The following is a 26547-nucleotide window of genomic DNA, read 5'->3' as shown; positions in this document are numbered from 1 at the left end:
TGGAGGAGGTCAAGGGAATACAACTCCACCAGCGACAACACAACCAGATACAGGTGGTAATGCAGGAGAAGTCCCTGCTAATAATGGACAATAAGAAAATTTCATGAAAATATTAAAAAGCACTTAAGGTTTGTAAAAATTACAATCTTAAGTGCTTTTTTCATTTAAATACAGTAGCTACGAGATGATGTATTTTAAATATTAAAATGTACCATAGAAGTTTTGGGGAAAAATTGAAGGGGAATGATGAAAAACTTGAGACTGAGGTAGTGGAGGATAACTGTGGCTATGAAAGGTGGTACTACTTGGATGTGCGCCATGATGTCAAAATGAGGGAGTAACTTGATCGGGAATTTGATATTGTTGCCATGTTGCGGGAAGTTCAATTCCTACATCGGAACTAGCAGTATGAACTGCAGGAACGTGTATCCCAGGAGTCGAAGGGACTACGGCAGTTACTCTTGAAGATACCCACATAAAATAATCAATCCTAATTTGTGATAATAAAGTAGTATATTCTTTTCACACATATAAAGGTACATATAGATAGGACTTTAGGCTAAAACATACGTATAAAGTTGTAAGACCAATTTAAAATGATGATGGACCATTTATTATAAAAAGATACGTCTATTTACGGAAGGCAAAGGAACAAAGAAGCTGTAAAATGGAGGTGTTAATTGCAATAACTTACGTGTTTATGGAGGAATTCTAATGGAAAGATTATGGACGAAATCATTTATTCAAATGACTTTCGCAATGTTATTTTTATTTACAGGATTTTATTTACTTGTTCCAACGCTCCCGCTCTTTATTAAAGAGATAGGTGGCAATGAATCACAAGTTGGACTTATGATGGGAATGTTTACAATAGCTGCAGTTGTAATACGACCGGTTATTGGAGGGATGTTAGATCGATATGGTAGAAGATCTTTTATTATTTTCGGACTCATCTTTTTTGGGTTAACGATGTATTCTTATAATTTAGCGTCGACTATTGTCCTTTTAGCTGTTTTACGTGTTATTCACGGAGTAACATGGGCTGTTTCTACAACAGCTGTTGGAACAGCGATAACTGATATGATTCCAGATTCACGCCGTGGTGAAGGCATGGGTTGGTATGGGATGGCTATGACAATTGCAATGGCAATCGGCCCGATGATTGGATTATCGGTTGTACAAAATTATTCATTTCACGGCCTTTTCTTGTTAGCAACTCTTTTATCCTTTATGGCAGTCGTATTATCGTTAATGACGAAAATGCCATTTACAGCACAAAAAGAAAAAGGGAAAATGCAATTGTTTGAAAAATCCGTTTTATCCATTACGATTGTCGTTTTCTTTTTATCATTTGCATATGGAGGGATTACGACGTTTTTACCGCTATTTGCATCGTCAATTGATGTGAATCCTGGGACATTCTTTCTTGTATATGCAGTTGCATTAACAATTATAAGACCAATTTCAGGGAAACTATTAGATAAATTTGGAGAAGTATTCATCATACTCCCAGCATTATGCATTACTATTTTAGCTATCGTTGTATTAACTCTTTCAAATGGTTTGACGGGTGTAATGATTGCAGCGATATTATACGGTATTGGATTTGGCTCAGCACAACCAGCTTTGCAAGCGGCGATGCTTACAATAGTTGATTCGAGCAAAAGAGGGGTTGCTAACGCTTCATTTTTTACTGCATTTGATTTAGGAATTGGATTGGGTGCAATTTTACTTGGAGTTGTTTCGCAAATGTTTGGTTACCGTATTTTATTTGCGGGTAGTGCAATTTCAGGATTAATTGCTTTAATTATTTTTATCGTTCTTGTAAAACAACGATTAAGTAAAAAAGAATTTGCGTAAACTGGAGGAACAAAGATGAAAATTTCAATTGATCATAAAGCTCTACAATGGTTTAAAGAAGAGTTACGTATAAAGCATGGTGAATCTATACGGTTTAATGTAAGATACGGTGGAGATAGCTCGATTCAGCCTGGCTATTCTTTAGGGATTGTTGCGGAGAAACCAGATGGGGGAATCGTGTCAGTTGAGAAAGAAGGCATTCTATTTTTTGTGGATGTTGATGATCTTTGGTACTTTCAAAACTATGATTTAGTTGTAGATTATCATGAGGAAACAGAAGAAATTCAATTTAATTACGTAAAATAATAACTTTATTAAAAATAAATAAATTGTATATGAAAATTATATTTAGAGAATAGTGAAATAAATATAATGCAAAAAACGAGCTGTATATGTTTACAGTTCGTTTTTTTATTTAGTAAAAGGAATTATAGAATAGATATATTTAATGGGATTATATGAATCAACTTTATATTTTGTTTTAAAGATAGATAGAGAGAAGTCTGTCCTTTCTTTATAAAATATGAAAATTATTTTTGAAAAATTGTATTGTTACATCGATAAAAGTATAGGAAACTTATCATTATAAAATAAATTGAAATCTTCTAAAAACTCTGATACATTGAAATAGAAATGTAGTTTCACAACATTGTAAAGGCTTACAGTTATGTGCACGAAGATCTATTAGGATTGGAGGAAATAATGATGAAAGCTGAAGAAAAATTTTCCCCGGGATTAGATGGTATAGTGGCAGCGGAGACGAAGATCTCGTTTCTTGACACAGTGAAAGGTGAAATTGTAATTCAAGGGTATGATTTAATCGAACTCTCAAAAACAAAAGAGTATTTAGACATTGTGCACCTTTTATTGGAAGAACATCTACCGAATGAAGATGAAAAAGCAACACTTGAAAACAAATTAAAAGAAGAATATGCGGTACCAGAAGGTGTATTCAACGTATTAAAGGCATTACCGAAAGAAACGCACCCTATGGATGGATTGCGTACAGGTGTGTCCGCACTAGCTGGTTATGATAATGATATCGAAAACCGTTCATTAGAAGTAAACAAAAGCCGTGGGTACAAGCTGTTAAGTAAAGTACCAAACATTGTAGCGAATAGCTATCATATTTTAAATAATGAAGACCCAATCGAACCTCTTAAGGAATTATCATATAGCGCGAATTTCTTCTATATGTTAACAGGTAAAAAACCAACGGAACTTGAGGAGAAGATCTTTGATCGTTCCCTTGTTTTATATAGTGAACATGAAATGCCAAACTCTACATTTACAGCACGCGTTATTGCATCAACGCAATCTGACTTGTATGGTGCTTTAACTGGTGCGGTTGCATCACTAAAAGGAAGCTTACATGGTGGTGCAAATGAAGCGGTTATGTACATGCTTTTAGAAGCTGGTAATGTTGAGAAGTTTGAAGAGTTGTTACAGAAGAAATTATATAACAAAGAAAAAATTATGGGCTTTGGACACCGTGTTTATATGAAGAAAATGGATCCAAGAGCTTTAATGATGAAGAAAGCTTTAAAGCAGTTATGTGATGTCAAAGGTGATTATACACTATATGAAATGTGTGAAGCTGGAGAAAAGATTATGGAGAAGGAAAAAGGAATTTATCCAAACCTTGATTATTATGCAGCTCCAGTATATTGGATGCTTGGTATTCCAATTCAACTTTACACACCAATCTTCTTTAGCTCTAGAACAGTAGGACTATGTGCGCACGTGATTGAGCAACATGCAAATAATCGATTGTTTCGTCCGCGTGTAAATTATATTGGCGAGCGACATGTGCTTAGTAAATAAGAACAACTGGGGAGTTGTTAGCGCCGCCCGCCAGATGGGTGTTTGACCGACACCCATCATTAATAATAACGAATTTTCGACAGAAAGGGAAGATTAGCATGATTAAAACAAATGAAATTAAACAAAAAGATGCATTATTAGAAGAAATTACGGATTATGTATTAAATAAAGAGGTTACTAGTGCAGAAGCATTTAGTACTGCTCGCTATGTATTATTAGATACACTTGGATGCGGAATTTTAGCACTTCAATATCCAGAGTGTACGAAATTATTAGGACCAGTTGTACCAGGAACAATCGTGCCAAACGGTACACGTGTACCAGGAACGTCTTACGTACTAGATCCAGTGAAAGGTGCATTCAATATTGGATGTATGATCCGTTGGTTAGACTATAACGATACTTGGCTTGCAGCAGAATGGGGACATCCATCTGATAACTTAGGCGGAATTTTAGCAGTTGCAGATTATATTAGCCGAGTTCGTATTTCAGAAGGAAAAGAGCCGTTAAAAGTACGTGAAGTATTAGAAATGATGATTAAAGCTCATGAAATTCAAGGTGTACTTGCTTTAGAAAACAGCTTAAACCGTGTTGGTCTTGACCACGTATTATATGTAAAAGTAGCAACAACTGCTGTAGTTGCGAAAATGCTTGGTGGAACACGTGAAGAAATCTTTAATGCATTATCGCATGCGTGGATTGATAATTCTAGTCTTCGTACATATCGTCATGCTCCAAATACTGGATCACGTAAATCATGGGCAGCAGGTGACGCAACGAGCCGCGGTGTTCATCTTGCAATGACTGCTTTAAAAGGTGAAATGGGTTACCCTACAGCATTATCTGCACCAGGCTGGGGATTCCAAGATGTATTATTTAATAAACAAGAATTAAAATTAGCAAGACCATTAGAGTCTTATGTAATGGAAAATGTATTATTTAAAGTATCATATCCAGCAGAATTCCATGCACAAACAGCTGCAGAATGTGCTGTAAAATTACATCCGGAAATTAAAGAAAGATTAGATGAAATTGACCGAATTACAATTACAACTCATGAATCAGCAATTCGTATTATTGATAAAGAAGGTCCATTAAATAACCCAGCTGATCGTGATCATTGCTTACAATACATTACGGCAATTGGTTTATTAAAAGGAGATATCGTTGCGAATGATTATGAGGATGCAGTAGCAAATGATCCACGTGTAGATGAATTACGTAATAAGATGGTTGTTGTTGAAAACAAACAGTACAGTTTAGATTACCTTGACCCGAACAAGCGCTCAATCGCCAACGCTGTTCAAGTTCATTTCAAAGATGGCACTGTAACAGAAAGCGTGGAATGTGAATATCCACTTGGTCACCGTTTCCGTAGAGACGAAGCAATTCCAAAAGTTGTTCAAAAATTCACTGCAAATATGGCAGGTCATTATTCTAATAAGCAACAAGAACAAATTCATGAAGTTTGTTTAAATGAAGAAAAACTAGAAAATATGAATGTAAACGAATTTGTAGATCTATTCTTAATTTAATAATAGGGGGAATCTAAAATGGCTTGGGTTGTGGATAAACAGTCAACACAAGAAGAGCTTGCGAATCGCTTCCGAGCTTTAGTAGAAGCAAATGAAATTTTACAAATTCCAGGTGCTCATGATGCAATGGCAGCTCTTGTTGCGAAAAATACAGGTTTTTCAGCTCTTTATTTATCGGGAGCTGCTTATACTGCAAGTAAAGGGCTACCAGATTTAGGAATCGTGACGTCTACTGAAGTAGCAGAGAGAGCAAAAGATTTAGTAAGAGCTACAGATTTACCAGTTCTTGTTGACATTGATACTGGATTTGGTGGTGTACTAAACGTAGCGAGAACAGCGGTAGAAATGTTGGAAGCAAAAGTAGCAGCTGTTCAAATTGAAGATCAACAATTACCAAAAAAATGTGGACATTTAAATGGTAAGAAACTTGTTACGACAGAAGAATTAGTTCAAAAGATTAAAGCAATTAAAGAAGTTGCACCAAGCTTATATATTGTAGCGCGTACAGATGCTCGCGGCGTAGAAGGCTTGGATGAAGCGATTGAAAGAGCGAACGCCTATGTAAAAGCAGGTGCAGATGCGATATTCCCTGAAGCGCTTCAATCAGAAGAGGAGTTCCGTCTATTTAATAGTAAAGTAAATGCACCTTTACTTGCGAATATGACTGAGTTCGGGAAAACACCGTATTATAGCGCAGAGGAATTTGCGAATATGGGCTTCCAAATGGTTATTTATCCTGTAACTTCACTTCGTGTTGCAGCGAAAGCGTATGAAAATGTGTTTACTTTAATTAAGGAAACAGGTTCTCAAAAAGATGCACTTTCAAATATGCAAACGAGAAGTGAGTTATATGAAACAATTTCATATCATGACTTTGAAGAACTAGATACTGGAATTGCAAAAACAGTATTATCAGAGGAACAATAGATAAAACAACTAAGGCGATGAGAATACATCTTTGGCAAAACGAACTGCTTGATGTGAAAATTCATCGCCTTCTGTTTTCAAAAATAAGATATTCCACTCATCGTAGACGAGCATATGTAGTAGCAAGTAAGGCCGAAATGATAGGGGGATTCAGATGGAGAAAACGAAGTTACCGTGGGATGAATTTTTTTCACTTAATAAAGATGTGAATCATGCTTTCTTTACGCCAGAAGATTTTTCAGGAGATGAAGATTTAATCGCAAAAACGACAGAACAATTCGTTAAACAAGAAATTATTCCACAAATGGAGAATATTGAACAACATAACTATAAAGTTTCTCGTCAATTATTTGAGAAAGCTGGAGAACTTGGATTATTAAGTATCGAGGTCCCAGAAGAATATGGCGGATTCGAATTAGGAAAGGCAGTTTCAGGGCTTGTAGCAGAAAAAATGGGATACGCTGGTGCATTTAGCGTTTCATTTAATATACACGCTGGTGTAGGTACATTGCCTTACATATATTATGGAACGAAAGAACAAAAAGAAAAATATTTGCCGAAAATTGCATCAGGAGAATGGGTTGGTGCTTATGCTTTAACAGAGCCAAATGCCGGTTCTGATGCATTAAGTGCAAAAACGAGCGCAGTATTGAATGAAGATGGTACTGCTTGGAAGTTAAATGGTGAGAAGCAGTGGATTACAAATGCTCATATGGCAGATGTATACGTTGTTTTTGCGAAGACAAATAAAGGAATGACAGCGTTTATTGTCGAAAGAACATGTGAAGGTGTATCCATTGGACTAGAAGAAAAGAAAATGGGAATTAAGGGTTCTTCAACGGCAACGCTTATTCTAGAAGATGTAGTAATACCTGCTGAAAATGTTTTAGGGGAAGTTGGGAAGGGGCATCACGTAGCTCTTAATATTCTTAACTTTGCTAGACTAAAGCTTGCTTTTGGAAATATTGGAACAGCAAAACAAGCAATTGGTTTGTCGGTTCAATATGGAAAAGAGCGAAAACAGTTCCAAACGGAATTAGTAGATTTTACGATGATTCAAGAGAAAATTGCAAATATGATCATTGCTACATATGGAGCAGAAAGTGCAGCTTATCGTACAGCAGGTGTAATTGATGAAGCAATTCATGAGAGTGATGAAGATCTTATGAAGAAAATGTCTCAATTTGCAGTCGAATGTGCACTGAATAAAGTGAACGCTTCTGAAACACTTGCTTATATCGTAGATGAAGCTGTACAAATTCATGGTGGTTACGGTTATATGCAAGAATATGAAGTAGAACGATTATATCGTGATGCTAGAATTAGTCGTATTTTTGAAGGAACGAACGAAATTAATAGATTAACAGTTGCCAAAATGTTAATGAAGCAAATCGAGCAAATAGAAGATACTGAAGTAGAAATTGATTTAGCGAATGTAGAAAGAAACCATCGTTACATTTTATTAGCGAAAAAATTGTTGAAACAATCTTTGAAAACGCTCTCTAAAACTCCAGGATTAAAAATTGATCAAGAGCAAGAATATTCACGTGTATTATCAAATATGTTAACGGACGTGTACGTCATGGAATCAGCATTTTTACGTATGAGTAAAGCAATTAGTAAAAATGGTGAAGAGAAAGAGCGTACGAAACAAATGATAACTGACGTTATTTGTGAAGAAGGTTATCGCAAAGTAGAAGAAGCGGCGATTTCTATACTTTCAGCGGCTGTCACAGAAGAACAAGATAGACACGTGATTTTAACTGAAATTCGTCAATTATTAGTGCCTTTATACACGAACGTATTTACAAAAAAGAGAGAAATTGCGAAAGCTATTATAAATCGCGGAAAGTATATTGTGTAAATAGGAGGAAAGCGATATGAAAAAGATTGGTTTTATCGGTTTAGGTAACATGGGTCTTCCGATGTCTAAAAATTTAGTTAAATCAAGTTACACAGTATATGGTGTGGACTTAAATAGAGATGCTGAAGCTTCCTTTGAAAAAGAAGGAGGAATTATTGGCTTATCAATCTCAAAACTAGCAGAAACATGCGATGTGATTTTTACAAGTTTACCTTCACCTCGTGCTGTTGAAGCAGTATATTTTGGACAAGAAGGATTATTTGAAAATAGTCACTCGAATGTAGTTTTAATTGATACAAGTACTGTATCTCCACAGTTAAACAAACAGTTAGAGGAAGCTGCAAAGGAAAAGAAAGTAGACTTCTTAGCAGCACCTGTTAGTGGTGGGGTAATTGGAGCCGAAAACCGTACATTAACGTTTATGGTTGGTGGATCAAAAGAGGTATATGATAAAACGGAATCTATCATGAGCGTACTAGGAGCGAATATTTTCCATGTTAGTGAGCAGATTGATAGTGGTACAACAGTTAAATTAATTAATAACCTATTAATTGGTTTTTATACAGCTGGTGTGAGCGAAGCTTTAACATTAGCGAAAAAGAACAATATGAATTTAGATAAAATGTTTGATATTTTAAATGTAAGTTACGGTCAAAGTAGAATTTATGAGCGCAATTATAAAAGTTTCATTGCATCAGAAAACTATGAGCCAGGCTTTACTGTAAATTTATTAAAGAAAGATTTGGGATTTGCAGTCGATTTAGCGAAAGAAAGTGAACTTCACTTACCGGTAAGCGAAATGTTATTAAACGTATATGAAGAAGCAAGTGAAGCTGGGTATGGTGAAAACGATATGGCTGCTTTATATAAGAAAGTTAGTGAACAATTAATTTCTAATCAAAAATAATAGATTGATAAACATCATAAAAAAAGGAGAGAATATAATGATTACAACTGAAATTAAACGAGTGAAAAATCATATTAATGGTGAGTGGGTAGAATCTACTGGTACAGAAGTAGAAGTAGTTCCAAATCCAGCAACTGGAAAAATTATCGCTTACGTTCCACTATCTCCGAAAGAAGATGTTGAAAAAGCGGTTGAAGCAGCAAAAGTAGCATATGAAACATGGTCTAAAGTACCAGTTCCGAATCGTTCAAGACAATTATATAAATATTTACAGCTTTTACAAGAAAACAAAGAAGAGCTTGCAAAAATCATTACGCTAGAAAATGGTAAAACATTAACGGATGCAACTGGTGAAGTACAACGTGGTATTGAAGCAGTAGAACTTGCAACATCAGCACCAAATTTAATGATGGGACAAGCACTTCCGAATATTGCTAGCGGCATTGATGGATCAATTTGGCGCTACCCAATTGGAGTTGTCGCTGGTATTACACCGTTTAACTTCCCAATGATGATTCCATTATGGATGTTCCCACTTGCAATTGCTTGCGGTAATACATTCGTATTAAAAACATCTGAAAGAACGCCACTTTTAGCAGAGCGACTTGTAGAGCTATTCTATGAAGCTGGTTTTCCAAAAGGGGTATTAAACTTAGTACAAGGCGGAAAAGATGTTGTAAATAGCATTTTAGAAAATAAAGATATTCAAGCAGTTTCGTTCGTAGGATCTGAACCAGTAGCTCGATACGTATACGAAACAGGTACAAAACACGGGAAACGTGTACAAGCGTTAGCTGGTGCGAAAAACCACGCGATTGTAATGCCAGATTGCAATCTTGAAAAAACTGTACAAGGTGTAATTGGATCTGCATTCGCAAGTAGTGGAGAGCGCTGCATGGCATGTTCAGTAGTAGCGGTAGTTGATGAAATTGCAGATGAATTCATCGACGTACTAGTAGCTGAGACGAAGAAGCTAAAAGTAGGTGACGGTTTCCACGAAGATAATTATGTTGGACCATTAATTCGTGAATCTCATAAAGAGCGTGTATTAGGCTATATTAATAGCGGTGTAGCAGATGGAGCAACATTATTAGTAGATGGCCGCAAAATTAAGGAAGAAGTTGGTGAAGGTTACTTTGTAGGTGCGACAATCTTTGATGGCGTAAATCAAGAAATGAAAATTTGGCAAGATGAAATTTTTGCTCCAGTATTAAGTATCGTAAGAGTTAAAGATTTAGAAGAAGGTATTAAACTAACAAACCAATCTAAATTTGCAAATGGTGCGGTTATTTATACGTCAAATGGTAAACATGCACAAACATTCCGTGATAACATCGATGCTGGTATGATCGGTGTAAACGTAAACGTTCCGGCACCAATGGCATTCTTCGCATTTGCAGGAAACAAAGCTTCATTCTTTGGTGATTTAGGTACAAATGGTACAGATGGCGTTCAATTCTATACACGTAAAAAAGTTGTAACTGAGCGTTGGTTTTAATAAAGAGTAGAAAGCCAAATCGGTTGTTAAATGAAAAACACCACTCTAAAGATGTGGTGTTTTTCGTCTTGTTAATTACTTTTTTCAAAAGCTAGTTTAATACCAAAACCAATTAAGACGATTCCAGTTAACCCTTGAATATAACGTTGCGTCTTCGGTTTTTTCATAAAAGCACTAATTTTATCAATTAAAAATATATAAAAAGCGAACCATATAACTGTTAAAATAAGATAAGTAAGGCCCATTACGAGAAGTTGGATAAACGTGTTATGATTTGGATTTAAAAATTGCGGTAAAAAAGTTAAAAAGAAGACTGCAATCTTAGGATTTAATAAATTTGTAAGAAACCCTTGGCGAAAACAAGAAGTATGCTCGTTTGCATTATTCAAAGAAATATCGTTCGTATCAACGCTTTCTTTGTTTCTAACTGCTAAAAGGGCTTTAATACCAATATAAATTAAATATAGAGCTCCAACGTACTTGAAAATAGAAAATAAAAGAGCTGATTTTACAATAAGTGCGGAAAGTCCGATTACTGCTGCTAAAGTATGAATCAATAGTGCAACGCATGTACCGAACACTGTTTTCACTCCACCGACTTTACCGGCAACTAATGTATTTTTTGTAGCCATTGCAGTATCAGGACCGGGTAAAATAATAAGACAAATAGACATAATGATGAAAAGAAAAAAATTTTCAATCATAGTCGCTCCTCCTTTTTTATTTTTAGAATATTTGATTAAAATTAGTGTAGCACACATTTTGATTTAATAAAATTAAATTTTATTAAAAAATATTAAATGATAAAGAGGCTATACAGTAGTGGAATTCCACTACTGTATAGCCTCAATTTTATCCCGCATGAACGGACGATTGGTAAGGGGTAATAATAAGTGGGCGATGAATCCCACTTATTAAAGTTTCTCTTTACGCATTAAGTAAGTTAAAGAACCGATTTACATCTTCTTCTGAAACATCACTTAACTGCTTATATTTATAATTCGGATTTTGATCTTTATCAACGACAACGGATCGTACGCCTTCAAAGAAGTCTTCATGTCTCATGAAATTCTTAGCAAGTACCAGGTCAGTAGCGAAACATTCTTCAACGGACTTATCTTGTCCATCAATAAACTGTTTTAATGTTACTTTTAATGAAATAGGGGATTTTGATAATAGTGTTTCTTTCGTTTTTAAAGCAAAGAAACTTTGATCTTTCTCCAATGAATGGATAATTTCCTCAATTGTATCGAAAGCAAAATGTGAATTAATTTCTTCTAATGAAGGAGCAAGCTCGCTTTCTAATTTTGAAGTAGTTGCAAATGTACGAATGACTTCTTTTAAATTAGTATGTACATCGTCTTCTTTATGCCAATTTACACTTTCAAGTTCAGTAAGGAAATTTGGTAATGAATCAGATGTCATAAAGTAATCAGCAGCGTTTATAAATAATACGTCAGCAGCTTTTAAAATAGATGCTGTTAAAGCAACATATCGGCCAGCAAACCCTGGAGCTTTATTTAAGAAATAAGCAGCACCGACGTCTGGGAAGAAGCCAATATTCATCTCTGGCATTGCCCATTTCGTACGCTCAGTTACAATTCGATATTTCGCACCATTTGTAAGACCGACACCACCACCCATTACAATTCCATCTAAACAAGCGATGATTGGTTTTTTATATTGATAAATATATGTATCAATTTCATACTCTTCTTCAAAAAAACGTTCCGCATGTTGCAATGCAACTTCATTTGAACGCGCTTCATAAAGAGTTTTAATGTCTCCGCCTGCACAAAAACCTTTTGTGCCAGCTCCTTTTAATACGATAAGCGCAATTCGCTCATCATTTTCCCACTCTTTCAGTTTTTGCCCAATTGGTTGTAACATGTCATAAGATAAAGAATTAAGTGCTTTTGGGCGGTTTAAAGTAATTGATGCAACGCCGTTTTCACTAACAGAAAATAAAACGTGTTCAGTCATAATTCATCCTCCCTTATATATCTTCTTATTCTTAATTCTTGATACGTACTGAAATGTCCTTTATAAATTTTGTCTAATGTTGACGGTACATGTTAATTTGTCCACTGCATATTTTGACGAGTTATATTTGCAGGATTTTGGAGGTTGAAAATGAATATTACAACATTACTGTAATTGTAATTATTTGAATTTACCATGATAAACACGCTATTATATATGTGTAAATTGTACATCCTCACTTTAAAAAGAGTATTTGAAGTGATTAAAATGAAAGAAAAATTGCTTTTCATTAGAAATAGAGAAAGGAGAAATCGGAATGCCAGTACCTTTACTATTGTCGGTGATTATTTTGTCTTCTTTAATAATAGGGATAACTCAGTATTTTCATCATACAGATACGACAGAGGAAGTGAAGGATAAAGTACGGCTTGTATTTCCGATTTTTATCATATCTCTTTCTTTTTGCATTCTATTAAATAAGGATGGATACATTGTTGCAGTATTTTCATTTTTTGTAGCAATCGTTTTAATTACAGTTTTATATTATGTAATGAAAGACTTTATACAAAAATAAAGATGTCGCAGTAGACATTTTTATTTTTGTAACGAATAAAATTTCACATACCGTATTATATATAAATAAAAAACATTTAGAAATAGAAAAGTATGTACTTTGCCGTGTATTTACTTGTCAATCTTGCATAGCCAATATACTATTAATATTGTAGAGAGAGATTAGAAAAAGGGGTTGTATCTATCATGAAATTTGAGATGCACACAAAAATTATTTCAAATGAAAAAGAAGTAAGATTACATATAGAAGAAAACATATTTCAATTAAAATTGGATGGTTATCACTTATTTACAATTCAAGAAATATTACCTTTATATAAATCAAATGAAGAAAGAATTGGCAGTGCAATGATACAAAAGTTAGAGTGGGAAAACGGGAAAACTACAATTAACTATCAACTTATATCACTAAAATCAGTAAATTAAAAGGAGCAGGAAACCATGAAGTTATTTCATACAGCGGATTGGCATTTAGGAAAGCTTGTTCATGGCGTGTATATGACTGAAGATCAAAAGATTGTATTAGATCAGTTTGTACAAGCTGTTGAAGAAGAAAAACCAGATGCCGTAATTATTGCAGGGGATTTATACGACCGAGCAATTCCACCTACGGAAGCAGTAGACTTATTAAATGATGTGCTGCAAAAAATAGTGATTGATTTACAAACACCAGTTATTGCGGTTGCAGGAAACCATGATAGTCCGGATCGTATTCATTTTGGAAGTAGTTTAATGAAGAAACAAGGATTATTTATTGTGGGACAATTTCAATTTCCGTATGAGCCAATTATATTAAATGATGAATATGGCGAGGTTCACTTCCATCTCGTTCCATATGCGGATCCAAGTATAGTTAGACATGTATTGAAAAGCGAAGACATACGTTCTCATGATGATGCGATGCGTATTTTTATGAATGAGCTTTCTGAAACGATGGATAAAGAAGCTAGACATGTATTTGTTGGTCATGCATTTGTAACTTCTGCAGGAGAAGCGGAGGAGAATACAAGTGATGCAGAACGACCACTTTCAATTGGGGGTGCTGAATACGTAAATAGTCATTATTTTGATAAGTTTCATTACACAGCGCTTGGACATTTACATCAAGCGCATTTCGTACGTAATGAGACAATTCGATATTCAGGTTCGCCACTTGCGTATTCTATTTCTGAAGAAAAACATAAAAAAGGTTATTATATTGTGGAACTGGACGAAACAAGGGAAGTAACAATTGAAAAAAGGTTACTTACACCACGTCGTAAAATGCGAACAGTAGAAGCAAAAATAGAGGAATTATTACAAAATCCAGTAAGTGAAGATTACGTGTTTGTAAAATTATTAGATGAAAATCCTGTCTTGCAGCCAATGGAAAAAATACGCTCTGTATATCCAAATGCAATGCATGTTGAAAGGTCCATTCAAAGACGAGAGTTCACAGAGTCAAATGAAGTAACTGTTTCAAGACATAAAACGGATGATTTATCTCTTTTAAAAGCTTTTTATAAAGAAATGAAAGGCTTAGATTTATCAGAAGAGAAAGAGCGTCTATTTGTAGAAGTATTACAAACAGTGCAAGAACGGGAAGGTGAACGAGGATGAGACCGATTCAGCTAATTATGACGGCATTTGGGCCATATAAACAGAAAGAAGTAATCGATTTTGATGACCTCGGAGAGCATCGTATTTTCGCCATTTCTGGGAATACTGGAGCTGGAAAGACAACGATTTTTGATGCGATTTGTTATGTGTTATATGGTGAGGCAAGCGGAGAAGAACGTAGTGATACGAGCATGCTTCGCAGTCAATTTGCTGATGATAATACGTATACAAGTGTAGAACTAACCTTTCAGTTAAAAGGAAAACGTTATGAAATAAAACGACAACTTGGGCATAAAAAACAAGGGAACAAGACGATCACGGGACATGCAGTAGAACTATATGAAGTGATTGATGAAGAGAAGGTTCCAGCTGTTGATCGTTTCCATGTAACGGATGTAAATAAAAAAGTAGAAGATTTAATTGGTTTAAGTAAACATCAATTTAGCCAAATTGTTATGTTACCGCAAGGGGAATTCCGAAAACTATTAACATCTGAGACAGAAAATAAAGAAGAAATTTTGCGTCGTATTTTTAAAACGGATCGTTATAAGTTAATGCGTGAGTTACTTGATCAAAAACGAAAACAATGGAAAGACGTCTTACAAGAAAAGCAGAAAGAGCGAGAGTTATACTTCCGTAATGTTTTTAAATTACCAATCCGCGATGGAGCATTATTAGAGACATTAGTAGAACAAGAACATGTAAATACACATCAAGTAGTAGAAGCATTAGAGCAAGAAACAAATGCGTATAAGGCAGAGGTTGAGCAATTACAAGTAGAACAAGATGTTCAATCAAAGCAATTAAAGGATGCTGAAACACGTTTTCATGCAGCGAAATCTGTAAATGAGAAATTTATAGATTTGCAACAAAAGAATGAGAAATATAATACTTTACAAGAAAACCGTACAGTAATTGAAGTGAAAGAAAAATCTTTTAAACGTGGGGAACAGGCGAAGCGCTTATTACCATTTGAACAATGGCACGAAGAAGCAATGCAAAATGAGCAGAAGGCTGAAGGTTTATTAAAAAAGATAATCGCTAAAAAAGAAAATATAATGAATAGCTTTGAACTTGCTCAGGAGAAATATGAAGCAGTAAAGAATAAAGAACCTGAGAGAGAAGATGCAAAAAAACTAGTTCAAAGATTAGAAGAGTTACAACCGATTATTGCATCATTAGCTAAGAAACAGTTGAATTTACAAAATGCGGAAATTCAAATAGGGAAATTAAAGGAAAGTATGCAAAACTTAGATCGACAATTAGATGAGCATACAAATCAAAAACAGCTAATGTCTGGTGAATTACAGCAATTAGAACGAGCACTTGAGCAATATGTAGCTAAAGTAGAAGAACTAACGAATATGCGAGAAGATGCAAAAGTTTTAAAGCAAGCATATGATGTTTGGCAAGAGAAACAAAAATTTGAACAAGAAAAAGAAGCGGCATATTATAAGATGCAATTGGCAGTTAATGCATATGAAAGTATGGAACGCCGCTGGTTAAGTGAACAAGCTGGAATATTAGCCCTTCATTTACATGATGGTGAATCTTGTCCAGTATGTGGTAGTACGGACCATCCGAAAAAAGCTACAGAGCAAAGTGATGCGATCGATGAAAAAGAGTTAAGTGATTTAAGAGACAAGAAGAATATTGCTGAAAAATTACATGTCCAATTAGAGGAGAAATGGAATTTCTATCATCTTCAATATGAACAGGTAATAGAAGAAGTTAAGAAGCGAGGCTACCACTCGGAAGAATTAGTTGAAACATACAGTGCGCTTGTTCAAAAGGGAAAACAATTAGCAACTGAAGTGAATACGTTAAAAGAAAGTGAAGAAACGCGTAAGCAAATTGCTGTGAATATAAAAAGCGTAGAAGAAAAAGTAGATGCACTCCAGAAACAAAAGCGTGAAGTAGAAACAGTGCAGCACCGTACAGAAATGGAGTGTATGCAGCTTCGTACGTCATATGAACATGATAAGAAAAATATTCCAGATAACTTACAAACAGTACAAGCTTGGAAAGTACAGTTTGATCAAGCTACGCATGAACTCAGATTAATGGAAGACGAATGGAAGAAAGTGCAGGAAGCGTATCAACATTGGCAAAATGAACATATACGTATTCAAGCAGAACAGGAAAGTGCTTCTAATCAATTTGAAAGTGCAAAATTGAAGAAAGAAGAAACTTTCGCACGCTTTATGAAAGAGCTTGAGCAGAGCGGATTTACAGATCAAATTACGTATAAAGAAGCTAAATTAAGTAATGTCGAGATGGAGATGTTACAAAAAGAAATTCAAGGTTATTATTCATCTCTTGAAGTGCTTGCAAAACAAATTGAAGAGTTACATGCGGAATTAAAAGATAAAGAGTATATGGATATTACAGCGTTAGGTGAACACATAACAGAATTACAAATTAATCTAGATATCATTAAAGAAAAACGTCAACGTGCACAAACTGCGGTAACATATATTTCTGATTTACATGAAAATATTAGACGAATTGATGAGCAAATTCATGAGGAAGAAAAAGCTTTCCAAGAACTTGTTGATTTATATGAAGTAATGAAAGGTGATAACGAAAGTCGTATATCATTTGAACGTTACATCTTAATAGAGTATTTAGAACAAATTGTTCAAATTGCAAACGAACGATTACGTAAATTATCAAACGGACAATTTTATTTAAAACGAAGTGAACGAGTAGAAAAGAGAAATCGTCAAAGTGGATTAGGGCTAGATGTATACGATGCATACACTGGTCAAACACGCGATGTAAAAACATTATCTGGCGGCGAGAAATTTAATGCATCCCTTTGCTTAGCACTTGGAATGGCAGACGTCATTCAAGCGTATGAAGGTGGTATTTCCATCGAAACGATGTTTATCGATGAAGGATTTGGTTCATTGGATGAGGAGTCATTAACAAAAGCAGTTGACGCTTTAATTGACTTACAAAAATCAGGCCGATTTATCGGTGTCATTTCACACGTTCAAGAGCTGAAAAACGCAATGCCAGCTGTATTAGAAGTAACGAAGCAGAAGGATGGGTGTAGTCAGACGCGGTTTGTGGTGAAGTAACACCTTTAATCTGTCTAATTTATCCAGCATTTTTAACGATATTTTAGGCCTGAGTCACACTGGCGGTCACATTTTTCGAATACTTCGCTGAGTTTTTCAATTACAGAATGTTGCATATCGGGTGCTACGAGAATCGAACGTGGAAGGAAGAGTTAGGTTGAAGTCGGTGTATTTATCACTAGCGTTTTCTTTTTCGTATTCTATAAACTTACGATGAGACTTTAGTTCTTCAACCAAAATTGGCGGAAAGTAAATTGTACTTATACTAGTAATAAAATAAAAACAAGCTCTCCATACTGAGAGCTTGTTTTTATTTTTACGATTGTGAAAATAAGAATTCAGGGAATTCAACTGAATCAGGTGAATTCCTTACATGTTTTTGGATAGCACCAACTGCTTTAAGAAAATAATAATTTGCCCCTTCACCTTTAGCTGGTTCTAATTCTACAGATTTTTTTTCTAGTTTATTAAATTGAATTTTCCCTGCTTTTTCTTCATCTTCACAAGGGAAAAAACGATAAACGACTTCCTCTTTATTTTCATACTCTTTAAATAAGTCTACACAAACTCCCATATTATCAATCTCCTTATTGGTTAAAATTATAAGATAAAAAGAAAAAGTGTAAATACAGAAATTTTAGATTAGTGCAATGATATTTATGTAAAATAAAATCTACCTTATTGTAAATAAAGCCTATGTATACGCGAAATTTTTACAATTCTTCCGATAGTACTTATGTGAACGATCGTAATAATAGTTTGACATATTAAGCGCGTACCTCCTTTTTAGTACATGCTATGCGGAGAATGAAAGCTGTGTTTGGGCAGTAAAGTGTGATGTGTAGATAGGGGAAAAGAATCATGCTCAAAGTATTGTTTATGATTTTCTAGTATAGAACTTATTATAATAAAATAAATGCCACCTCTTTATAGAGGAGGCATTTATTTGTTATTTAGAATTAGATAACTCACTTAGGAGTTATCTGTAGAAGGCGGTGTATTCTCCAAACGATTATAAGCTTTAAAAGCCGAATTTGCTGATATAACACCACCCACTAAAAATAAAGCTGACCCACTGACCAATATGATATGACTAACATACGTTTCACGTGATTCTTCAACTTCTTCTTGTAACATTGTTGGCATTTGAATTCCCTCTAAACAACATTTATTTTGTAGATATTATATACAAACGCCTAAAATATGTTAAAATCACTGGATAGTGTTAGGAGGAAGTATATAGTTAGAGGTGAATTGTTTGGAAAATCTTCATTACAAATTTATGCTAACTTCACATAGAGCACATATTAACATTGTATTATGTATATGTACCAAATAAATAAAGTGAATTGAATGTATTTCTGTTTTTAAAAATTTAAAATTCTATTATTTTTATATAAAGGTTTCACATCGGAGTTTTAAATATTTTGGAAATAGATCTAAATAAAAGGAATTCATATAAAAGGGGAATGTCTTATGACAACATATACGAGTGAAATGAGAAAAGGTTCAGTTTCAGAAGAAGATGTAGATATTTTAAAAATTATGGCACACCCAATCCGTTTACAAATTGTAAATGAATTAAGTACGAGAAAAACTTGTAATGTAACGCAATTAACAGAATTACTGAATATTCCACAATCGACTGTTTCGCAACATTTATCAAAAATGAAAGGTAAAGTGTTACGAGCTGAGAGAAGAGGTTTAGAAATTTATTATCACATTAACAATTTAAAAGCGAGTAAGATTGTAAGTGTTTTAGGATATATAAACTAATGAAGTGTTTTCATATAAAATAGCCGCTGCTGGTAAGCAGTGGCTATTTTTTGTTGTATTATGTATTCGTATTTAAAATTTTATAGTTTTTATGATTTACAATTGTTCGATCAAATTCAAAAGTACCACCGCTTACATCTGTAATTTCAACTAAGACCGATTCAGTATATAGTTTTAGTACAGATCCTGTAATCTTTAAATTATTTCGTTGAAAAAGTATAGTATCCCCTACGTTTGCTTTCATAGTACCTCCTCATTAAAGACAGAAATATTTTTTTATTATATATATTAAACCACGTATAGGTATATTAGTGAATATTTAGTTTTATTTATCAAAAAAATATTTGTGGTTTTTTTAAATAAAGTACATCGTAGTGTGAAAAAAATTTTCTGTTTGTATGGGAAACTTAAAGTTTTACAATCTAGCAATGGTATAAAATGAGACATAATTTTTATAAAAGAAGATGATAAAAAAGTTGTAAGTAGCATTGAAGCTAACCATTATAAAAACTACTTACGTATTTAATCAGTAGTTTTTTGTATTTCGTCCTTCGTTTTCTGTAACTGATTCCATGTTTTTGACGCTCTATCTTGTAAGTGCTTACATAATCGGGAACATCTTATACAATGAAGGTGTTAAATCAAAAGAGGTGACCAAAATGAACATAAAAAAACAAGACTTAGCGAAAAGCATTGAAATAGAAAGAGGAGGCGGAAAGGTATGAAAAAATCAACTGTTAATCCATGGCTTGTTGTCCTTGGCACAGTCATAGTACAAATGGGGCTTGGAACGATATATACATGGAGTTTATTCAATCAGCCTTTAGTTAGTAAATACGGTTGGAGTCTTAACGTAGTTGCTATAACTTTCTCAATTACTAGTCTTTCCTTAGCATTTTCAACTTTATTTGCGAGTAAATTGCAAGAAAAATGGGGACTTCGTAAACTTATTATGGTAGCTGGACTAGCATTAGGACTAGGATTAATACTTAGTTCACAAGCTTCCTCATTAATATTGCTTTATGTACTAGCAGGAGTTGTTGTAGGGTATGCAGATGGTACAGCATATATCACTTCACTATCCAATTTAATAAAGTGGTTTCCAAAGCGAAAAGGTTTAATTGCTGGTATTTCTGTCTCTGCATATGGTTCAGGTAGCTTAATCTTTAAATACGTTAACGCACAGTTGATTGAATCAGTTGGTGTATCACAAGCGTTTATATACTGGGGTTTGATTGTTACAGCTATGATTGTAATTGGCGCTTGCTTAATCCATCAAGCTTCAGATCAAGGAGCAGTTCATGAAACGAAAACTCAGGAATATACAACGAAAGAAATGTTAGGCACAAAACAAGTATACTTATTATTTATTATGTTATTTACATCATGTATGAGTGGCTTATACTTAATTGGTATGGTAAAAGACATCGGTGTTCAACTTGTAGGACTTAGCGCAGCAACAGCAGCTAATGCAGTGGCTATGGTTGCAATATTCAACACATTAGGTCGTATTATTCTAGGACCATTATCGGATAAAATTGGCCGTTTAAAAATCGTTACTGGTACTTTTGTTGTTATGGCGAGTTCAGTCTTAGTTCTAAGTTTTGTAGATTTAAATTATGGTATTTACTTCGTATGTGTAGCAAGTGTAGCGTTTTGTTTTGGTGGAAATATCACTATTTTCCCAGCTATTGTTGGTGATTTCTTCGGTATGAAAAACCATAGTAAGAACTACGGAATTGTGTATCAAGGATTTGGATTTGGGGCGCTTGCAGGTTCCTTTATCGGTGCACTTCTAGGTGGATTCAAACCAACCTTCATGGTGATCGGTGTATTATGTGTCGTGTCATTCATTATCGCAATTTTAATTCAAGCACCTAAACAGAAAAAAGAACAAGAAGAAGAGTATCGCAGCGTAGCATAAGTATATAAATCTTCTATAACACTATAATTACGAAAAAGCATCCTGTTAAATAGGGTGCTTTTTTTGAGTTATTTTAACAAGGTTAAATTACTTTTTGGTTTTTTTTGCATATGAAAGCGAGTGAAATATCCATTTGGATTATACTGGAATATAATAAATCGATACATCGTATTTGAAATATGTATTAAATCTTAAATAATAAAGAAAACATTCATTGATGTTTGCAAGATATATTTTCAGAAAAATATTGAGAAAATAAATACTTGAGTTTTTCAGAAAGCATTATAAATAAACGTATCTATAGTTTATATTCTTCAATTTTAAAATGAGGAGTTTGAATTTTATTTATAATGTAAGTACTTATCAATACTTTTAGATGTAATTGTATTGAAAATCACTAAAATATTTTATCTGAAAAATAAAAATAGGTTGACAAGTTCATTGAGAAAGATTATCATTTCGATGTAAGAACGTTAAATGAAAAACATTATCAATGAATAATATTTTAATGAAAAGTACACTTGACCAATTAGTTTAGTAAGTGTATTATTTTTTACATCGATAACGATAATCATTATCATTATTTGTTTAATTAGATTAATTTTCAAATGAAAGGATAGAGGAAATGAACTTAGGGGAATTTGATGGGAAAACTGTTTTAGTAACAGGTGCAGCTCAAGGTATAGGTAGTGTTGTTGCCAAAATGTTTTTAGAAAGAGGAGCTACAGTTATTGCGATTGATCAAAATGAAGAGGGGTTAAACGTACTTTTTAATAAAAATGAATTAAATGAAACACGTATGAAAACACTTCGTTTAGATGTGAGTGATAGTACCGCTGTTGAAGGTATAGTAAAGCGTATTGAAAATGATATAGCACCAATAGATATATTAGTAAATGTTGCTGGGATTTTACGTATGGGAGCGATTCACTCTTTAAGTGATGAAGATTGGAATAAAACATTCTCTGTAAATTCTACGGGAGTTTTCTATATGTCCCGGGCAGTAAGTAAATATATGATACAAAGAAAGTCAGGGGCAATTGTTACAGTTGGTTCAAATGCAGCAAATACCCCGAGAATGGAGATGGCAGCGTATGCTGCATCAAAAGCTGCCACGACGATTTTTATGAAGTGTTTAGGTTTAGAACTTGCAGCGTACAATATTCGCTGTAATTTAGTATCACCAGGTTCTACTGAAACTGAGATGCAAAGATTACTATGGGCTGATGAGAATGGAGCTAAAAATATAATTGCTGGTTCTCAAAATACATATAGACTCGGAATTCCATTACAAAAAATCGCACAACCTTCAGAAGTTGCTGAAGCAGTGTTATTTTTAGCTTCAGATAGAGCAAGTCATATTACAATGCATAATTTATGTGTCGATGGCGGTGCTACGTTAGGAGTTTAATAAAAAATTCAGGAGGTAATTATACTATGAATGAACATACAGCTGTAAAGGAATTGTCAGAAAAACTTTTAGAAGATTATAAGACTGAATCTTCATTCTTTTTTGCTTCACCAACTCGAACGATATTAGCAGAAGGAGAGTTTACTACAGTAAAGCATCCTGAAATTGAAAGTTTCCCAGAGCTTGTGCAAGCGACATTAAGTAATGCGAAACAAGCTGGAAATCCAAATCCTATCGTTGTGGGTGCTTTGCCATTTGATCGTAGAAAAGAAGTCCAACTTATCGTACCAGAATATAGCAGAATTTCTGAGCGTTTACAATTGGATACAACAAATCAGCTTGAAATAAATGAGAACTTAACATTTGAAATGACGCCAGTACCAGACCCTGAAGTGTATATGAAAGGTGTGAAGAAAGGAATTGAAAAAATACAGGACGGTGATTTAAAGAAAATCGTTCTATCTAGATCGTTAGATGTTAAATCTTCCGAAAAGATTGATAAGCAAAAACTTCTTCGAGAATTAGCAGAACATAATAAGCATGGTTATACATTTGCTGTGAATTTACCGAAAGATAAAAAAGAGAACAGTAAGACGTTAATTGGAGCAAGCCCTGAATTACTTGTTTCACGTAATGGTATGCAAGTTATTTCTAACCCGTTAGCTGGTTCAAGGCCACGTAGTGAGGACCCAGTAGAAGATAAAAGAAGAGCAGAGGAATTACTTTCTTCTCCAAAAGATTTACATGAACATGCGGTAGTAGTTGAAGCGGTTGCCGCTGCACTTCGTCCGTATTGTCATACATTACATGTTCCAGAAAAGCCATCAGTTATTCATAGTGAAGCGATGTGGCATTTGTCTACAGAAGTGAAAGGTGAACTTAAGGATCCAAATACTTCTTCTTTACAATTAGCAATTGCCCTTCATCCTACGCCAGCAGTTTGCGGAACTCCGATGGAAAAGGCAAGAGAGGCTATACAGCATATTGAGCCATTTGACCGCGAGTTCTTTACAGGAATGCTAGGGTGGAGCGATTTAAATGGAGATGGTGAATGGATTGTTACAATTCGCTGTGCTGAAGTGCAAGAAAATACACTTCGATTATTTGCAGGAGCGGGAGTTGTTGCTGAGTCAAAACCAGAAGATGAGTTAGCAGAAACCTCTGCTAAATTTCAAACGATGTTGAAAGCTTTAGGGTTAAATGATAGTTCACTTAATGAAAAATAGGGGGAAGAAAAAATGTTAGAAGGTTATACGGAATGGCCAAAAGAATTTGCAAATCGTTACCGAGAAGAAGGCTGTTGGCTTGGAGAAACATTTGGTTCGATGTTAAAAGAGCGTGCTGAAACATATGGAGATCAAATTGCAGTTGTAAGTGGTAATACGCATATAACGTATAGTGAGCTGGATAAAAAGGTAGATCGCTTAGCTGCAGGCTTACTGAATTTAGGAATAAAGAAAGAGGACCGAGTTGTAATTCAGTTACCTAACATTATCGAGTTTTTTGAAATATGTTTTGCGCTATTTCGAATTGGAGCGCTTCCTGTCTTTGCACTGCCTTCACATCGAAGCAGTGAAATTAGTTATTTTTGTGAGTTTGGCGAGGCGAGCGCTTACGTTATTTCAGATAAGGCTCTCGGTTTTGATTATCGAAAACTAGCAAGAGAAGTGAAAGAGAAAGTGCCAACTTTACAACATGTAATTGTAGTGGGAGAAGAAGAAGAGTTTGTGAACATAAATGATCTGTATATGGATCCCGTCTCATTACCAGAAGTTCAGCCAAGTGATGTTGCATTTCTCCAATTATCAGGAGGGACAACCGGTCTTTCTAAATTAATTCCTAGAACACATGATGACTATATTTATAGTTTACGTGTTAGCGCTGAAATTTGTAATTTGAATGCAGAAAGCGTCTATATGGCAGTTCTTCCAGTAGCACACAATTACCCAATGAGTTCTCCAGGGACATTTGGAACTTTCTATGCGGGTGGAAAAGTGGTATTGGCAACTGGTGGTAGTCCAGATGAGGCATTTGCTCTTATCGAAAAAGAAAAAGTTACAATTACAGCGCTCGTTCCGCCATTAGCAATGATATGGCTTGATGCTGCATCTTCTCGTAATAACGATTTATCGAGCCTAGAAGTAATTCAAGTAGGTGGTGCTAAATTTAGCGCTGAAGTTGCAAAACGTATACAACCTACATTTGGATGCAAGTTGCAACAAGTTTTCGGTATGGCAGAAGGGTTAGTAAATTACACAAGATTAAATGATCCGGAAGAAATCATTATTCATACACAAGGTAGACCGATGTCTATATTTGATGAAGTAAGGGTCGTTGATGAAAATGATAACGACGTTAAATTAGGTGAAATAGGTAGTTTATTAACACGAGGGCCATATACAATTCGTGGCTATTATAAAGCAGAAGAGCATAATGCAAGATCATTTACAAAGGATGGATTTTATCGTACAGGTGATCTTGTAAAAGTAAATGAACAAGGTTACATCATTGTAGAAGGAAGAGATAAAGATCAAATTAACCGTGGTGGTGAGAAAGTAGCTGCGGAAGAGGTTGAAAATCATCTATTAGCACATGATGCAGTACATGATGTAGCGATTGTATCTATGCCTGACGATTATTTAGGAGAACGTACTTGTGCATTTATTATAGCTCGTGGACAAGCTCCGACTGTAAGTGAATTAAAAATGTTTTTAAAAGAACGCGGTATAGCAGCTTATAAGATTCCAGATCGAATTGAATTTATTGAATCATTCCCGCAAACAGGAGTCGGAAAAGTCAGCAAAAAAGAACTACGTAAAGTCATTGCTGAAAAACTTACTACAGTAAAACAATAATAAAAACCGGAAGGAAGTGATTAGATGGCTATTCCATCTATTTCAGTATATAAAATGCCAATTGAATCAGAACTACCAAAAAATAAAGTGAATTGGACACCAGACCCGAAACGTGCAGTACTTTTAATTCATGACATGCAAGAATATTTTCTTGATGCATATAGCGATAAAGAGTCACCGAAAGTAGAACTCATTTCAAATATCAAGGTGATAAGAGAAAAATGTAAGGAACTTGGCATACCAGTTGTTTATACAGCACAACCTGGTGGACAAACGTTAGAACAACGAGGGTTATTACAAGACTTCTGGGGTGACGGTATTCCTGCTGGACCAGATAAAAAGAAAATTGTCGATGAACTTACTCCTGACGAGGATGATATATTCTTAACAAAATGGAGATATAGTGCATTTAAAAAGACAAACCTATTAGAAATTTTAAATGAACAAGGAAGAGATCAACTCATTATTTGCGGTATTTATGCGCATATTGGCTGCCTTTTAACAGCTTGTGAAGCTTTTATGGATGGAATTCAGCCGTTCTTTGTAGCAGATGCAGTTGCTGATTTTTCACTAGAGCATCATAAACAAGCATTGGAGTATGCATCTAATAGATGTGCAGTAACGACATCAACAAACCTACTATTAAACGATTTACAAAGTGTAAAAGGTGATGAGAGTGAAGGAATCACTATACAGGAAGTGCATGAACTAGTTGCACAACTACTTCGTGAGCCAGTAGAGAGTATTGATATTGATGAGGACTTACTAAATAGAGGGCTTGATTCGGTCAGAATTATGAGTTTAGTAGAGAAGTGGCGTCGTGAAGGGAAAGAAATCACTTTTGCAGATTTAGCAGAACGCCCAACTGTTTCCGATTGGTACAGTTTACTATCTTCACAAACAGCACAGGTGCTGTAACAAATAG

Annotated in this window: 23 protein-coding genes and 1 pseudogene; 18 read left to right on the top strand and 6 right to left on the bottom strand. The window is 34.7% G+C overall.

Features of this window, described 5'->3' with window-relative positions:
* Nucleotides 1-201: 201 nt before the first annotated feature.
* Nucleotides 202-477: pseudogene (locus ACYVEC_RS16885) on the bottom strand (hypothetical protein).
* A gap of 237 nt (nt 478-714) precedes the next feature.
* On the opposite strand from ACYVEC_RS16885, the gene ACYVEC_RS16880 reads away from it, so the two are divergent.
* The 8 genes from ACYVEC_RS16880 (at nt 715) to ACYVEC_RS16845 (ending at nt 10415) form a co-directional block, all read left to right on the top strand.
* Nucleotides 715-1860 carry an MFS transporter gene (locus ACYVEC_RS16880; RefSeq protein ID WP_063223393.1) on the top strand — a complete coding sequence of 382 codons (1146 nt, stop codon included), beginning with the start codon at nt 715-717 and terminating at the stop codon, nt 1858-1860.
* 15 nt (nt 1861-1875) lie between these two features.
* The gene (locus ACYVEC_RS16875) at nt 1876-2166 is read left to right on the top strand and encodes a HesB/YadR/YfhF family protein (RefSeq protein ID WP_063223392.1); all 291 of its coding nucleotides are present in this window, start codon (nt 1876-1878) and stop codon (nt 2164-2166) included.
* A gap of 396 nt (nt 2167-2562) precedes the next feature.
* Nucleotides 2563-3684: a citrate synthase gene (gene mmgD / locus ACYVEC_RS16870; protein ID WP_142332849.1), complete on the top strand. Its 1122-nt coding sequence runs from the start codon at nt 2563-2565 to the stop codon at nt 3682-3684.
* 98 nt (nt 3685-3782) lie between these two features.
* On the top strand, nt 3783-5219 hold the full coding sequence (gene prpD / locus ACYVEC_RS16865) for a 2-methylcitrate dehydratase (protein ID WP_063223390.1): 1437 nt from the start codon (nt 3783-3785) through the stop codon (nt 5217-5219).
* Between the two features lie 18 nt (nt 5220-5237).
* A complete protein-coding gene (gene prpB, locus ACYVEC_RS16860) occupies nt 5238-6146 on the top strand; it encodes a methylisocitrate lyase (protein ID WP_199677595.1) in 909 nt (302 codons plus the stop codon).
* Nucleotides 6147-6300: 154 nt separating this feature from the next.
* The gene (locus tag ACYVEC_RS16855) at nt 6301-8010 is read left to right on the top strand and encodes an acyl-CoA dehydrogenase family protein (RefSeq protein WP_063223388.1); all 1710 of its coding nucleotides are present in this window, start codon (nt 6301-6303) and stop codon (nt 8008-8010) included.
* Between the two features lie 16 nt (nt 8011-8026).
* Nucleotides 8027-8917 (top strand): NAD(P)-dependent oxidoreductase, encoded by an 891-nt coding sequence (locus ACYVEC_RS16850; protein ID WP_063223387.1) that lies wholly within the window; start codon nt 8027-8029, stop codon nt 8915-8917.
* Between the two features lie 37 nt (nt 8918-8954).
* Complete coding sequence (locus ACYVEC_RS16845) at nt 8955-10415, top strand: CoA-acylating methylmalonate-semialdehyde dehydrogenase (protein WP_063223386.1); 1461 nt, start codon at nt 8955-8957, stop codon at nt 10413-10415.
* A 71-nt stretch (nt 10416-10486) separates the two neighbouring features.
* Here ACYVEC_RS16845 and ACYVEC_RS16840 read toward each other — a convergent pair whose 3' ends face one another.
* Together ACYVEC_RS16840 and ACYVEC_RS16835 are read right to left on the bottom strand one after the other, a co-directional pair.
* Complete coding sequence (locus tag ACYVEC_RS16840) at nt 10487-11119, bottom strand: LysE family translocator (RefSeq protein ID WP_063223385.1); 633 nt, start codon at nt 11117-11119, stop codon at nt 10487-10489.
* 223 nt (nt 11120-11342) lie between these two features.
* Nucleotides 11343-12398, bottom strand: coding sequence for an enoyl-CoA hydratase/isomerase family protein (locus ACYVEC_RS16835; RefSeq protein WP_063223384.1), 1056 nt, complete (start codon nt 12396-12398; stop codon nt 11343-11345).
* A 316-nt stretch (nt 12399-12714) separates the two neighbouring features.
* Here ACYVEC_RS16835 and ACYVEC_RS16830 point away from each other — a divergent pair, with 316 nt between their 5' ends.
* The 4 genes from ACYVEC_RS16830 to ACYVEC_RS16815 all read left to right on the top strand — a co-directional run bounded on the left by ACYVEC_RS16830 (nt 12715) and on the right by ACYVEC_RS16815 (nt 17656).
* Nucleotides 12715-12972 carry a hypothetical protein gene (locus tag ACYVEC_RS16830; protein WP_063223383.1) on the top strand — a complete coding sequence of 86 codons (258 nt, stop codon included), beginning with the start codon at nt 12715-12717 and terminating at the stop codon, nt 12970-12972.
* Between the two features lie 185 nt (nt 12973-13157).
* Nucleotides 13158-13397: a DUF2584 family protein gene (locus tag ACYVEC_RS16825; RefSeq protein ID WP_063223382.1), complete on the top strand. Its 240-nt coding sequence runs from the start codon at nt 13158-13160 to the stop codon at nt 13395-13397.
* A 15-nt stretch (nt 13398-13412) separates the two neighbouring features.
* Nucleotides 13413-14570 carry an exonuclease SbcCD subunit D gene (locus ACYVEC_RS16820; RefSeq protein WP_098556939.1) on the top strand — a complete coding sequence of 386 codons (1158 nt, stop codon included), beginning with the start codon at nt 13413-13415 and terminating at the stop codon, nt 14568-14570.
* Nucleotides 14567-17656 carry an AAA family ATPase gene (locus ACYVEC_RS16815; protein WP_460507385.1) on the top strand — a complete coding sequence of 1030 codons (3090 nt, stop codon included), beginning with the start codon at nt 14567-14569 and terminating at the stop codon, nt 17654-17656. Before ACYVEC_RS16820 ends, ACYVEC_RS16815 begins: the two co-directional genes overlap by 4 nt.
* Before the next feature lie 316 nt (nt 17657-17972).
* On the opposite strand, the gene ACYVEC_RS16810 is transcribed toward ACYVEC_RS16815, so the two are convergent.
* Together ACYVEC_RS16810 and ACYVEC_RS16805 are read right to left on the bottom strand one after the other, a co-directional pair.
* A complete protein-coding gene (locus ACYVEC_RS16810; RefSeq protein ID WP_063223379.1) occupies nt 17973-18230 on the bottom strand; it encodes a hypothetical protein in 258 nt (85 codons plus the stop codon).
* Nucleotides 18231-18628: 398 nt separating this feature from the next.
* On the bottom strand, nt 18629-18802 hold the full coding sequence (locus ACYVEC_RS16805; protein ID WP_063223378.1) for a hypothetical protein: 174 nt from the start codon (nt 18800-18802) through the stop codon (nt 18629-18631).
* A 330-nt stretch (nt 18803-19132) separates the two neighbouring features.
* Between ACYVEC_RS16805 and ACYVEC_RS16800 the strand changes: the two genes are divergently transcribed.
* A complete protein-coding gene (locus ACYVEC_RS16800) occupies nt 19133-19432 on the top strand; it encodes an ArsR/SmtB family transcription factor (RefSeq protein ID WP_063223377.1) in 300 nt (99 codons plus the stop codon).
* Between the two features lie 58 nt (nt 19433-19490).
* Here ACYVEC_RS16800 and ACYVEC_RS16795 read toward each other — a convergent pair whose 3' ends face one another.
* Entirely contained in the window at nt 19491-19676 is a 186-nt protein-coding gene (locus tag ACYVEC_RS16795; protein WP_000646788.1) for a YkvS family protein, read from the bottom strand.
* A gap of 477 nt (nt 19677-20153) precedes the next feature.
* Between ACYVEC_RS16795 and ACYVEC_RS16790 the strand changes: the two genes are divergently transcribed.
* The 5 genes from ACYVEC_RS16790 to ACYVEC_RS16770 all read left to right on the top strand — a co-directional run bounded on the left by ACYVEC_RS16790 (nt 20154) and on the right by ACYVEC_RS16770 (nt 26540).
* The gene (locus ACYVEC_RS16790) at nt 20154-21356 is read left to right on the top strand and encodes an L-lactate MFS transporter (protein WP_063223376.1); all 1203 of its coding nucleotides are present in this window, start codon (nt 20154-20156) and stop codon (nt 21354-21356) included.
* Between the two features lie 625 nt (nt 21357-21981).
* Nucleotides 21982-22767: a 2,3-dihydro-2,3-dihydroxybenzoate dehydrogenase gene (gene dhbA, locus ACYVEC_RS16785; RefSeq protein ID WP_063223375.1), complete on the top strand. Its 786-nt coding sequence runs from the start codon at nt 21982-21984 to the stop codon at nt 22765-22767.
* A gap of 26 nt (nt 22768-22793) precedes the next feature.
* On the top strand, nt 22794-23993 hold the full coding sequence (gene dhbC / locus ACYVEC_RS16780; RefSeq protein ID WP_063223374.1) for an isochorismate synthase DhbC: 1200 nt from the start codon (nt 22794-22796) through the stop codon (nt 23991-23993).
* Between the two features lie 12 nt (nt 23994-24005).
* On the top strand, nt 24006-25622 hold the full coding sequence (locus ACYVEC_RS16775; RefSeq protein ID WP_063223373.1) for a (2,3-dihydroxybenzoyl)adenylate synthase: 1617 nt from the start codon (nt 24006-24008) through the stop codon (nt 25620-25622).
* Nucleotides 25623-25646: 24 nt separating this feature from the next.
* Entirely contained in the window at nt 25647-26540 is an 894-nt protein-coding gene (locus ACYVEC_RS16770; protein ID WP_063223372.1) for an isochorismatase family protein, read from the top strand.
* The last annotated feature ends 7 nt before the right edge of the window (nt 26541-26547 follow it).

It is taken from the genome of Bacillus sp. MN7755, assembly GCF_054771475.1.
Note: the sequence above shows the minus strand (reverse complement) of the source record. Positions and strands in the feature narration are given on the sequence as shown.